The 11,324-nt window shown below is 67.8% G+C and carries 11 protein-coding genes; 4 read left to right on the top strand and 7 right to left on the bottom strand.

From position 1 onward, the window contains the following. Positions 1-100: 100 nt before the first annotated feature. Positions 101-268: a hypothetical protein gene (locus ACFQ9R_RS13840; protein ID WP_378990843.1), complete on the top strand. Its 168-nt coding sequence runs from the start codon at positions 101-103 to the stop codon at positions 266-268. Positions 269-309: 41 nt separating this feature from the next. Next, positions 310-1,461: an ATP-grasp domain-containing protein gene (locus ACFQ9R_RS13835; protein ID WP_378990841.1), complete on the top strand. Its 1,152-nt coding sequence runs from the start codon at positions 310-312 to the stop codon at positions 1,459-1,461. 17 nt (positions 1,462-1,478) lie between these two features. Here the strand turns inward: ACFQ9R_RS13835 and ACFQ9R_RS13830 are convergent, their stop codons facing one another. Genes ACFQ9R_RS13830 through ACFQ9R_RS13820 form a run of 3 tightly spaced genes read right to left on the bottom strand, consistent with a single transcriptional unit; the run spans position 1,479 to position 5,397 of the window. After that, the gene (locus ACFQ9R_RS13830) at positions 1,479-2,114 is read right to left on the bottom strand and encodes a response regulator (protein ID WP_378990839.1); all 636 of its coding nucleotides are present in this window, start codon (positions 2,112-2,114) and stop codon (positions 1,479-1,481) included. Next, positions 2,111-3,259: a sensor histidine kinase gene (locus ACFQ9R_RS13825; protein WP_378990838.1), complete on the bottom strand. Its 1,149-nt coding sequence runs from the start codon at positions 3,257-3,259 to the stop codon at positions 2,111-2,113. The genes ACFQ9R_RS13830 and ACFQ9R_RS13825 overlap by 4 nt, the downstream gene beginning before the upstream one ends. A gap of 5 nt (positions 3,260-3,264) precedes the next feature. Further along, entirely contained in the window at positions 3,265-5,397 is a 2,133-nt protein-coding gene (locus ACFQ9R_RS13820; RefSeq protein ID WP_378990837.1) for an MMPL family transporter, read from the bottom strand. Positions 5,398-5,751: 354 nt separating this feature from the next. Here ACFQ9R_RS13820 and ACFQ9R_RS13815 point away from each other — a divergent pair, with 354 nt between their 5' ends. After that, positions 5,752-5,919 (top strand): hypothetical protein, encoded by a 168-nt coding sequence (locus ACFQ9R_RS13815; protein ID WP_378990835.1) that lies wholly within the window; start codon positions 5,752-5,754, stop codon positions 5,917-5,919. Positions 5,920-5,933: 14 nt separating this feature from the next. Here ACFQ9R_RS13815 and ACFQ9R_RS13810 read toward each other — a convergent pair whose 3' ends face one another. After that, on the bottom strand, positions 5,934-6,575 hold the full coding sequence (locus tag ACFQ9R_RS13810; RefSeq protein WP_378990833.1) for a TetR/AcrR family transcriptional regulator C-terminal domain-containing protein: 642 nt from the start codon (positions 6,573-6,575) through the stop codon (positions 5,934-5,936). Between the two features lie 90 nt (positions 6,576-6,665). On the opposite strand from ACFQ9R_RS13810, the gene ACFQ9R_RS13805 reads away from it, so the two are divergent. Continuing rightward, on the top strand, positions 6,666-7,661 hold the full coding sequence (locus ACFQ9R_RS13805) for an NAD(P)-dependent alcohol dehydrogenase (RefSeq protein ID WP_378990831.1): 996 nt from the start codon (positions 6,666-6,668) through the stop codon (positions 7,659-7,661). Between the two features lie 6 nt (positions 7,662-7,667). Here the strand turns inward: ACFQ9R_RS13805 and ACFQ9R_RS13800 are convergent, their stop codons facing one another. Genes ACFQ9R_RS13800 through ACFQ9R_RS13790 form a run of 3 tightly spaced genes read right to left on the bottom strand, consistent with a single transcriptional unit; the run spans position 7,668 to position 11,226 of the window. Continuing rightward, positions 7,668-9,869 carry a 5-oxoprolinase/urea amidolyase family protein gene (locus tag ACFQ9R_RS13800; protein WP_378990830.1) on the bottom strand — a complete coding sequence of 734 codons (2,202 nt, stop codon included), beginning with the start codon at positions 9,867-9,869 and terminating at the stop codon, positions 7,668-7,670. Further along, on the bottom strand, positions 9,866-10,480 hold the full coding sequence (locus tag ACFQ9R_RS13795) for an urea amidolyase associated protein UAAP2 (protein ID WP_378990829.1): 615 nt from the start codon (positions 10,478-10,480) through the stop codon (positions 9,866-9,868). The genes ACFQ9R_RS13800 and ACFQ9R_RS13795 overlap by 4 nt, the downstream gene beginning before the upstream one ends. Further along, positions 10,477-11,226 (bottom strand): DUF1989 domain-containing protein, encoded by a 750-nt coding sequence (locus ACFQ9R_RS13790; RefSeq protein WP_378990827.1) that lies wholly within the window; start codon positions 11,224-11,226, stop codon positions 10,477-10,479. Before ACFQ9R_RS13790 ends, ACFQ9R_RS13795 begins: the two co-directional genes overlap by 4 nt. Between the last annotated feature and the right edge of the window lie 98 nt (positions 11,227-11,324).

Genomic DNA, 11,324 nt, shown 5'->3' with positions numbered 1-11,324 from the left:
TCCGCCGCTACTCGCCTACCGAAGCGCTCGGTAGGCGAGTAGTTGTGGCGCAGGTGCCCTCGTCGGCCCTATCCTGGGTGCAGGAACAAGGGGAGGGCCTATGACCGATCAGCACGACGACCAGACCGATCCACGAGCGCAGTGGCGACAGCTTCCGCCCGCTCCCGCGGAGTGGATCGAGGAAACCCCGGCCAACACCCAAGCCACCGATCTCGGACTCCCGGCGATCGACCTCACCGAGGAATTCGTCCGCAAGTACGGCCTGTGATGTAGTTCCCCCCGATGTGACGTGGGGTCCTTCTTTCCGAAATGTGCTCGAAGCAGAACCGGGATAAGGTCCGGGTTCGCTTCGGGAAAAGGAAGGGAGCGGTTGCCATAACGCTTCGGATTTGGCTGAGCAGTGCGGGTGCGGCCAGCGTTCAGGTCATGCGGTTGCTACGGGAGAACCCTGATGGGGTCGAGGTCACTGTTTTCGCCAGCAATGTGGATCCGAGTGCGGCAGCTCTCTCGGCGTGTGATGTGTCGGCGATCGAACCTCGGTATGTCAGCAACGAGGAGTATGCGCAGTTCGCGCTCGATTTCTGTCGGACACATCGCATCGACGTGCTCATTCCGCCGCGACGGCTCGACGCACTGGCGGGCCGCGCGGCGGACTTCGCCGCGGTCGGTACCAGTCTGATGTGTTCGCCGCTGTCCGCGGTGACGGCGCTGACCAGCAAGGTTCTCACCTACGAGATAGCCGGTGCCGCGGGGATTCCCGTACCGCCGTGGCGCGAGGCGGCCGACGTCGATGAGTTCTACGCGGCTGTCGACGAGCTTTCGCTCACCGGGGAGACGCTGTGTATCAAGCCCAGCGGTGAGTACTCGGCGTTCGGCTTCCGCATCCTCGACGACCGCCCGCTGACCATGGCGAACCTGCGGGTCGCGCCCCGGCCGGTGGCCTCGGTCGAGGCGGTCGCGGGGGCGATGCGGCGGGCGGCGGAAGAGGGCGAAGCGGTGCCGCCGCTGCTCGTGATGCCGTTCCTCGAAGGACCGGAGATCAGCATCGACTGCCTCTCCGCGTCGGGAGGCGAACTGCTGATGGGTATTCCGCGGGCCAAGCAGGGGCGTTTCCGCATCCTGCTCGACGATCCCGCGCTGGTCGACATCGCGCGCCGGCTCGTACGGCATTTCGAACTGGCCTATCTGACGAATGTTCAATTGCGTTATCGCGGTGGCGAACCGGTGCTGCTCGAGGCGAATCCACGCCCCTCGGCGGGCCTGTTCCACACGTCGTTCGCTGACGTGAACCTGCCATGGGCCGCGGTTCGGCTCCTGCTGCAAGGGGATTCGGGATTGCGCCGACTGCCGCGGCTCGGCGCCTGCCTCGCCGTGGCGGAAGCGGTGATGGAGGTCGCGCCGCAATCGGACGGTCAGTTCCCCGGTGCCGTGCGCAGGAGCGCGGACCTGGTACCCGGTTGATCGGCTGCCGGAGTCGGTCACTCGCCGGTGGTGAACAGGCCCCGCTTCATCGCGACGATGACCGCGTGGGTGCGGTCGTTGACGTCGAGTTTGGCGAAGACGCGCAGGAGATGGGTTTTGACGGTGGCTTCGGCGATGACGAGGCGCCGGCCGATCTCGGGGTTGGACAGGCCGTCGGCGACCGCGCGCAGGACGTCGATTTCTCGCGGTGTCAGGGTGACCGGCTCGGGGCGGCGGATGCGGGCGACCAGGCGTTCGGCGACCCGGGGCGCCAGGACGGTCTGGCCGCGGGCGGCGGCGTGGATGGCGTCGACGAGTTGATCGCGGGTGGTGTCCTTGAGGAGGTAGCCGATGGCGCCCGCTTCGATGGCGCGTTCGATCTCGGCATCGGTGTCGTAGGTGGTGAGGATCAGGACGCGGGTTCCGGTGCGGCGCACGATGTCGCGGGTCGCGGCGACGCCGTCCAGAACCGGCATTCGTAGATCGAGCAGCGCAACATCGGGGCACAGCCGTTCGGCGAGATCGATGGCTTCCGCGCCGTCGGCCGCCTCGCCGACGATCCGGATGGACGGTTCGGCCTGCAACAGCGCGACGAGACCCGCCCGCATCACGAGGTGATCGTCGGCGAGGATCAGGCGCAGGGGCTCGGTCACGTCGGTCCGGTCGCGGGGAGAAGGGCGAAGATCCTGGTGCCCTCGCCGGGCGAGCTGGTGACGTCGAATTCGCCACCGAGCTCGGCTAACCGGTTACGCATCCCGTTCAGGCCGAATCCACGAGCCTCGTGCGGTGCGAAACCGATTCCGTCATCGGTGATCTCGAGTTCCGGTCCGGCATCGGTGTGGGAGAGAACCACGCTCACAGTGCTCGCCTTCGCGTGCTTGCTCACGTTGGCCAGTGACTCCTGCGTGCAGCGCAGCAGGCCGATTCTGGTGGGTTGGTCGCAGACGATGTCCGCCAGTTCGGCGTGCACGGTCAGCCCGGTGTCTTCGACGAAGCTATCGAGGACCCGGCGCAGCGTCTGGGCGATCCCGGTGCTGTCCGCGCGACTTCCGCCGACCAGCACCCTTGCCTCGGTGAGATTCTCGCGGGCGGTGCGCTCGATCGACAACAGCTGTTTGGCGGTGGCCGCCGGATCGGTGCCGATGCCGTCGCGGGCCGCCTCGGCCAGCACGACGATGGAAGCGAAGCCCTGGGCGAGCGTGTCGTGGATTTCGCGGGCGATCCGTTCGCGTTCCTCGGCCGCGCCCTGCCGCTGGTGGGCGGCGGCCAGATCCGATTGGGTGCGTTCCAGCTCGGCGCCGAGGGCGCGAGTACGTTCCGCGCCCTGCCTGATCACCTGGTCCATCCACAGCCCGAGCAGGACGCCGCCCGCGTATCCGAGCAGGGTGAAGGTGGCATTGCCGGGGGAGAAGATCGGTCCGGTGAGATTCCCGATGAGGGTGGCTACCGCCGCCGCGCTGAGGTAACCGACCGCGCGGCGCGGTGTCGGAGTGTAGATCCAGAACAGCGGAATGGAGACGATGAAGAAGGCCGCACCGCCCTCGAGCAAGATCGCTGTCATGCCGAGGACGGCGACCAGCAGGCACAGAAAGCCGGTGGTGCCGACGACGCGGTGACGCGGAAAGGTCGTCAGCGCCAGATAACTCGCGGCCAGCGCCGTGATCAGGATCCACGTCGAGTACTTCGTCATATCGGTGCGATCGTGCACGGCGATCACGGGCGGGCCGAGGCCGAACAGCACCCAGCATCCGGCGTACCACCGGCGCAGAATCCGCATCCGGGTCGGCCTCTCCTCCATTTCGCTCAGCCTACTTTCACCGGCTCGGCGGTGCGGGCGGGGCGGGCGGGCCACCAGGTGCGATCACCCAGCAGCAGCAACATCGCGGGCAGGATCACGATCCGGATCACGAACGCGTCGAGCAGGACCGCGGCCGCGAGGGCGAAGCCCATCTGCTTCATCTCCATGATGTGCAGCGGAACGAAGCTCGCGAACACTGTGACCATGACGAACGCGGCGCTGGTGACCGCGCTCGCCGAACCGCCGACGCCGTCGAGTACGGCCCGGCGGGTCGGCACCCCGGCGCGTGCGAGCTCGCTGATGCGGCTGAGCACGAAAATCTGGTAGTCCATCGACAGTCCGAACAGGATCACCAACAGCAGCAGGGGGACTCGGGAGCCGATCGAGCCGGTCGAATGGAAGTCGAGCAGGCCCTCGGCCCAGGTGTTCTGGAAGACCGCGGTCAACAGGCCCAGCGATGCGCCCGCCGAGAGCAGATTCAGCACGACACCGATCGATCCGAGGACCACGGAGCGGAACGTCACGACGGTGAGGACGAACGTCACCAGCAGCAACGTCGCGATGATCAGGGGCAGCTTCTGTTCCTGGTGGCGCGGGTAGTCGGCATAGCGAGCGACATCACCGGTCACCGCGTAGTCCACGCCGGAGAGGGTGCCGACGGTTGCCGGTAGGTAGTCCGTGCGGAGGCGTTCGAGGGACTGTTGGGCCGCATCGTCGCTGACGTGGTGCTGGACCGGCAGTTCCAGCAGGCTGACCCGGCCGTCGGGGGAGGTGCGCAGTTCGGCTTCGCCCGCGAGGGCGGGATCGGACTCGGCTCGTCGGGCCAGTGCGCGCAGCGCGTCGGTGACCTCGTCGGCTCGCTGCGGCTCGGCCGCCACCACGACCTGGTGCATCGACTTCAGCTGGGGGAACGCGGTAGTGAGCCGATCGAACGTTTGCATGGCGGGGATGGAGCGGGGGTGGGTCTCGCGGCCCATGTCGGTGAGGTCGAGGCCGAGCAGTGGCACGGTGAGTGTGAGCATGGCCAGCACCGCGACGGTCAGTGCGGCTACCGGGCGTGCGGCGGTCAGTCGCAGCAGCGAACCGGTGAGTCGGCCGGTGCTCTCTCGCTCCGGTGCCGAGGGCTTACGGGCCGCGCGCCGCTCGGCTCGATCGGCCAGCACTGTCAGCAGGGCGGGCAGTGCGGTGAGCGAGCTGGCCACCGCGACCAGGGTGACCAGAATCGCGGCGGTCGCGATCGAGGAGAAGACCACGTCGTCGGCCAGATACATCGTCGCGCTGGAGACCGCGACGGCGATCCCGGAAACCACCACCGCGCGCCCGGAGGTCGCCGCGGCCAGTTCCACCAGCGCCCGTGAACTGAGCGCGCCGCCCGCGCGGGCCCGCTCCTCGCGCGCCCGCTTCAGATAGAACAGGGTGTAGTCGACGCCGACCGCCATCCCGATCAGCAGAATGATGTTCGTGCCGACACCGTTGTCGGGGAACAGGTGTGAGGCGGGCAGCGACAGCCCGATTGCCGCGACGATCGACGATATCGCCAGCAACAACGGCACCAGAGCCATTGCCGCCGAACGGAACACAACGAGCAGGGTGAGCAGGGTGATCGGCAGCGCGATCATCTCGGTTCTCGCCAGATCGCGCCCGCGCAAGACTTCGACGCCGCTGCTGATGGAGGGACCGCCGGTCTGCTCGACCTGTAGGTCCGGGTATGCCCGCTGTACCTGATCGGTTTGCGCACGCAGCGCGGCCACGTGCTTCTTGGCATCGAGTTCGGCGCCCGCCATGGTCACGTCGACGCGCAGCACCGTTCCATCCGGTGAATACACCGCAGCATCAACGGATCTGACCTCGGGCAGGGTCAGCATTCGGTCGATGACATCCTGAGCGGCGTTGTGCGCGGCAGTTCCGCCGCCGGTGATCAGCACCCGTTCCATCGGCGCCTGCTGCAATCCGCCCGAGGTCGCGAGCGCCTCACCGCGGCCCGCCTCGCCGATCCAGAAGTCCTCGGTGGCTGCGGGTTTCCCGCCGATGCCGACCCCGATTCCGACGCACAACGCCACGAAGACGAACCAGCCCACAATGGCCCGCCACGGATGGCGCGCGCTGGCAACGGCGATCAATACCAAGCGATTTCGCATGTCGTCGATGCTGCTCGGGTGGCCGGTGCCGTAGCCAGCATCGACCGGTCGAACTTCGTGTCCACCGATCGGTGGACAACCTCTGGCCACATTCCGGAACGGTGTATTCGGTGGCACGAAGGTCACGGGTCGGTAACATTCGTTTTCGCGGTATCACGCCGGGAAAACCGCCGGCTTCCGCGGCAGGGGACGTTTCGCGGGCGAACCGTCGAGGCCCGGAAGTGACAGTTCCGCGATGCCACTGCGTCTGACGTAATGCTTTCTTGCCTGGAGTTTGCCCTCGTCACAGCGAAGACTGAGGGAGCGCGCAGCTAGGAACCAACCAACCGAGTTCACCCAGAGAAAGGACTCCCCATGTCCGCGAAGATCAGCAAGGCGGCCGCCGCTGCCGCCATCGTTCTGGCTCTTGGCGCTGTCGCCGCTCCCGCGGCCTCGGCTGCCGTGCCCGCGCCTCCCACAGCATCGGAAGTCGGATCGGTGGCATTGTGCTTCCCGTTGGGCAGCGTGGAGATCTGTATCTGATCACCACGCCGTTGTCAGCGGGGGAGCAGACCGGCCAACCCCTCGAGAATTAGCTCGAGGCCGAAGGTGAAATCAGCCGCGCCGGAGTGGGTTCCGGCGATGACGCGCGCGGCCAGCGCGTGCATGTGGGGATGGGTTTCGGCGGGAACGAGCGGAAGGAATTGTTGTGCCGCCGAAGCGTATTCGGAGGGGTCGAGAGGGAAGTTGACGGCCTGGACGGTGAAGCCGTAGATGTGGCTGTCCAGGGCATTCCAGGCTCGGTCGGCCTGTTCGTAGGTGAAGCCCGCGGTGATCAGGCAGCCGAGGGTGGCGTCGACGTAACGCAGCATGGCGGGGCCGACGTTGATGCGGGAGCCGAGCAGGCCGGTGGCCCAGCGGTGGCTCAGCAGGACCTCGTGGGCAGAGGCGGCGCGGCGGCGGAGTTCGGCCTGCCAGTCGCCGCCCGCACGGGGGACGTAGATCTCCGCGACCACCAGGTCGATGATGCCGTCGTAGAGGTCGTCCTTGTTGGCGACGTGGTTGTACAGCGACATCGCCTCCACGCCGACGGTCTTGGCGAGGTTGCGCATCGACAGGGCGGCCAGGCCCTGCTGGTCGGCGAGGTCGATGGCGGCGCGTAGGACGCGTTCCCTGGTGAGTGGGGTGCGCGTCGGCATGGGTGTCCTCTCCTTGACCTACTTACGGCGTAAGTGTACCGTTTCGTCTCAGAGACTTACGCTGTAAGTGCGAGATGAGGGACAGTTCTCATGACCGATGTCGATACCGCCTCGATGACCGCCTGGATCGCGCCCCGATACGGCGGGGGTGAAGTGTTGCGGACCGAGATCGTGCCGAGGCCGACGCCGGGGGACCGGGACGTGGTGGTCCGGGTGCGGGCGGCGTCGCTGTGCAGCGGGGACCTGCATCTGCTCACCGGGACGCCGTACCTGCTGCGGCTCGGGTTCGGGTTGCGCAGGCCCAAGTGTCGGATGATCGGGCAGAACTCGGCGGGCGAGGTCGTCGCGGTGGGCGCCTCGGTCGCTGAATTCCGGGTGGGCGATCAGGTTTTCGGTGCGGTCCCCAGCGGCGGGTTCGCCCAGTACGTGTGCGCGGACGCGGGTTCGTTCGCCGCTGTCCCCACTGGGTTGAGCCTGGAAGACGCCGCGGCGATACCGGATTCGGGAATGACGGCCCTGCAGGGGCTGCGCGACATCGGCAAGGTCGGGCCGGGACAGCGGGTGCTCGTGAACGGTGCGTCCGGTGGGGTGGGCAGTTTCGCGGTGCAGATCGCGAAGGTGCTCGGCGCGCACGTGACGGCGGTGTGTAGCACCCGGCATGTCGACATGGTGCGTGATATCGGTGCCGATGTCGTAATCGATTACACCACAGACGATTTCACTGTGACAGACGTGCCTTATGACGTGATCTTCGACCTTGCGGGCAACCGTGAACTGCGCGAAATCCGTCGCGTGCTGACCGTGGACGGTGTGTTCATCTCCTCCGCCGCCGCGCCGGGCAACAATTGGTTCGGCCCGATCCGATGGCTCGGTCAGGTGGCACTCACCGACCTGTTCGCGCGACAGACCCTGAAGGCACTGCTCATGCGACCCGCCACCGCCGACCTGCGATACCTGGCCGAATTGGCCGTCTCCGGAAAGTTGCGGCCGGTGATCGGGCGGCGGTTCCCCTTGTCCGACACGGCCCTTGCCATGGCCGCGTTCGAGCAAGGGCACGCGTCGGGGAAAACTGTTCTCATTGCCTGACGTCGCTCAGTCGGTGAGTTCTCCTGCGGTGCGCCAGGATTGGCGTTCCTCGGCGAAGGCTCCCGCCTGCAGGGTGCGGAAGTCGGTGATGGAGTCGGCGTTGTCCGCCAGGAACGTGCGATAGTCGGCCAGGCGGAAGTCGCCGTTCTCGGTGGTGATGTCCACCTTGCCCGCCGCGAAATCCGCGCGAAGGTCGAGTAGCTCGTCCGCCTCGACCGGGTGCCAGCGGATGCGGTCGAAATAACGCAGAAGCCAAGGGGTTTCGGGGTCGGTGGAAAAGCGGTCGACGCCGGGGCCCGCAGTGCCGCTCGGGCGTGCCCGGTGGTTCCAGACCTGGGTGGTGCGCCCCACGAATTGGTAGCCGCCCGGGCCTTCCATGCCGTAGATGCACAGGTAGGCGCCGCCGATGCCGACCGCGTTCTCCGGGGTCCAGGTGCGGGCCGGGTTGTATTTGGTGGTGACGAGGCGGTGGCGGGGGTCGGTCGGGGTGGCCACGGGGGCGCCGAGGTAGACATCGCCCAAGCCGAGGACCAGGTATTCGGCATCGAAGACCGTCTTGTAGACATCCTCGACGGAAGGCAGGCCGTTCATGCGTCGGATGAACTCGATGTTCCACGGGCACCAGGGGGCGTCGGCGCGCACGCCGTGCATATAGCGGGTGATCGCTTCCCTGGTGGAGGGGTCGTCCCAGGACAGCGGGAGATGGACCGTGCGACTCGGGACGACCAGCTGATCGGAATTCGGCAGCTGCGCCTCGGCTTCGGTGAGGAGGTCTAGCAGGCGGGGGATCGGCAGGACAGCGGGGTCGACCCTGATCTGGAGTGAGCGAATCCCCGGGGTGAGCTCGATGACGCCACGCAACCCGATCGCGATGAGGTGCTGGTGCAGGGCGTGGACGCGGGCCCGAAGTCCGAGATCCAGGGTGAGCGTGCCGTATTCGACGAGCACGCCGTCGTCGCCTTGGCGGCGGTAGGTCACGCCGGTCTCGTCGTCGACTTCGGTGCGGCGCAGGATGCCGTCGTCGCCGTCTCGACCTGCCGAAAGGACGGTGCCGAAGCAAGCGCGTCGACGAGCGCCGAGTTCCGCCGCGGGGGCGGCGTGTTCGGAACGGATGGGGACGAAGCGGACCTTGTCGCCCGGCGTGAGTTGGCCGAGTTTCCAGCGATCGGCGGCGACGACGGTGACCGGGCAGACGAATCCGCCCAGGCTGGGGCCGTCCGGGCCGAGCAGGATCGGAGTATCGCCGGTGAAGTCGAGGGCGCCGACGGTGTACGCGTTGTCGTGGATGTTCGACGGATGCAAGCCCGCTTCGCCGCCGTCGGTGCGGGCCCACTCGGGCTTCGGGCCGATGAGGCGGACGCCGGTGCGATCGGAGTTGAAGTGGACTTCGTAGTCGGTTCCGATGATGGTGTCGAAGTCGTAGCGGGTGAAGAACTCCGGTGCGCCGTGGGGGCCCTCGGTGACGGCGAGTTCCCAACGATGCGCGAAGGCGGGCTGGTCGGCCATCGGGACGGCGGGGGCGCGGCGGGTCGACGGCGCGCCCAGCGTGAGCGAATCGTCGGCGCGCAACGCGGCACCCGTTCCGCCACCGAACTTGCCGAGTGTGAATGTCGCTGCGCTGCCGAGGAACTCGTCGACATCGATACCGCCCGCGATCAGGATGTAGGTGCGCATGCCGGGGCCCCGGATCGCGCCGACATCGAGCACGCCGCCCGCCGGGACCTCGACGGTCCGCCACTGCTCGACCGGGACGCCGTCCACCCGGACATCGGCGACCGCGCCGGTCACGCACACCCACGTCGGCTCGGAGAACCGCAACGCCGGTCCGCCCAGCGTGCACTCCAGCCCGGCCGCGCCCTCGAGGTTGCCGAGCACACGATTGCCCAGGCGGAACGACAGGTCATCCATCGGCCCCGACGGCGGAACTCCGATGTGCCAGTATCCGATTCGTCCCGGCCAGTCCTGCACGGTGGTCTGCATTCCGGGACGGACGACATCGAGGCGCCGCCGACTGGGCGCCGGCGCCGCCGGGGTGTCCGAAGTCGGCTCGGTCGCACTGGTGCCTGTCGGGTCGACCGTGCTCGCGGGGCGCGACTCGGCCGGGTCGACCGCCTGCTTCGTGGTCGAGTCGATGACACCACTGGGCGCGGGGAGCTTCGTCGGGGCCAGGTCGGCAGCGGGATCGATGCGGGTGTCGGTGAGGCTCATCGGGTCACCACCATGCGGACCGGGGTGGGGTCGAAACCGTTGCAGGGGTTGTTGATCTGGGGGCAGTTGGAAACCAGGACCAGAGTGTCGATCTCGGCCCGGAGGGTGAGCTTCTTGCCGGGGGCGGACAGGCCGTCGACGATGCCGAGCGTGCCGTCGGGTTCGACGGGGACGTTCATGAACCAGTTGATGTTGGAGACCAGGTCGCGTTTGCCCAGGCCCCATTCGAGAGCGGCGGTCAGGAAGTTCTCCACGCACGCGTGCTGGTGGCGGGTGTGGTGGCCGTAGCGCAGCGTGTTGGATTCCTGGGAGCAGGCGCCGGCGATGGTGTCGTGATTGCCGACCTCGTCGGCGACCACCGTCATCAGCGGGGTGCCGCCTTCGGTCCGCAGGACGCTGCCGGTGGTGAGGAAGATGTTGCGCTGGGCGGCGATGGTGGCCTGGGCGCTGTAGCGGTCGGTGCGATCGGCGGCGGAGTAGAGCAGGCAGTCGACGGCCTGATTGCCGTGCAGGTCGATGATGTCGACGTGGTCGCCCGCGCGGACGACGGCCGACCACGGCGCCCGGGCGGGGACGGTCTCGTCGAGGACGACGGTGCGGGTGGCGGTCATGCCGGAACCTCCGTGTTCAGTGCGGCCGTCCAGGCGGCTTCGGTGTTCTCCACGGCCCGGCGGTATTCGGGGTCGTCGTTGCGGGTGTCCAGATCCGCGGGGGAGGACCAGGCGAGAAGGTCGAGGTCGCCGGTGGGGCGGTCGTCGAGGGGGTGCGGGGCGTTGGCGACCAGGAGGGTCAGGGGGAGGTGGACGATGAGGTCGAGGGTGGCGCCCGCCGGGCCGTTGCCGGTGGGCTCGATCGCGCCGTCCACCGCGACCACGGCTCCGCGGAACACGGCGATCGAGGGGCCGATATCGCGCGGCTCCAGACCTTGTTTGGCACCTGCCAGGTGGAGTTGGTGGCGGCCCTCGGTGGTGGGGCCACAGAGGGTGTCGTGGTGGCCGTCGGAGTCGGCGAGGACGGTGGCCAGGACCCGGCCTTGGTCGGAGAGCAGTGGATGGCCTGCGCTGAGGTAGGCCTGCCACGGGACTTTCACGGTGTCGGCGACATTCAGTCGTTCCCAGGGGGATTCGGTCCGGAGTAGGAACAGGTGGGCGCAGGTGGTGCCGGTGGGGTCGCTGAGGCGCACTCGAGTGCCGCGGCCGAGCGCGATGTTTGCGTAGCTGCCTTGGGGGATGCGTTGTGCGGCAACGATTTTTGTGGGATCTATGTCAGAGGGTGTGTCGGGGGTGGTGATGGTCGCTGCTGCGGCTTGGGCGCGTGCGTGGGCGCGGGCGCCGGTGGTGGAGTGGGTGTTTGTCATCGTTGACCTCCTGGGATGACCTGGGTTCGGTAGTCCCAGGACGGTTTGACGCTGTGTTTTTGGCGCGCGGGCGCGCGCGTGTCCGCGGCCCTGAGGGG

Source organism: Nocardia sp. NPDC056541 (assembly GCF_042794235.1).
In the GTDB taxonomy this organism is placed as follows: Bacteria; Actinomycetota; Actinomycetes; order Mycobacteriales; family Mycobacteriaceae; genus Nocardia.
This window is presented reverse-complemented; position numbering and strand designations above follow the sequence as displayed.

Coding starts and splice junctions, on each gene's coding strand:
- ACFQ9R_RS13790 (WP_378990827.1), bottom strand. CDS start 11,226: ATGACAAACACCCACTCCACCACCGGCGCCCGCGCCCACGCACGCGCC.
- ACFQ9R_RS13810 (WP_378990833.1), bottom strand. CDS start 6,575: ATGCCGACGCGCACCCCACTCACCAGGGAACGCGTCCTACGCGCCGCC.
- ACFQ9R_RS13840 (WP_378990843.1), top strand. CDS start 101: ATGACCGATCAGCACGACGACCAGACCGATCCACGAGCGCAGTGGCGA.
- ACFQ9R_RS13820 (WP_378990837.1), bottom strand. CDS start 5,397: ATGCGAAATCGCTTGGTATTGATCGCCGTTGCCAGCGCGCGCCATCCG.
- ACFQ9R_RS13815 (WP_378990835.1), top strand. CDS start 5,752: ATGTCCGCGAAGATCAGCAAGGCGGCCGCCGCTGCCGCCATCGTTCTG.
- ACFQ9R_RS13835 (WP_378990841.1), top strand. CDS start 310: ATGTGCTCGAAGCAGAACCGGGATAAGGTCCGGGTTCGCTTCGGGAAA.
- ACFQ9R_RS13795 (WP_378990829.1), bottom strand. CDS start 10,480: ATGACCGCCACCCGCACCGTCGTCCTCGACGAGACCGTCCCCGCCCGG.
- ACFQ9R_RS13805 (WP_378990831.1), top strand. CDS start 6,666: ATGACCGATGTCGATACCGCCTCGATGACCGCCTGGATCGCGCCCCGA.
- ACFQ9R_RS13825 (WP_378990838.1), bottom strand. CDS start 3,259: ATGGAGGAGAGGCCGACCCGGATGCGGATTCTGCGCCGGTGGTACGCC.
- ACFQ9R_RS13800 (WP_378990830.1), bottom strand. CDS start 9,869: ATGAGCCTCACCGACACCCGCATCGATCCCGCTGCCGACCTGGCCCCG.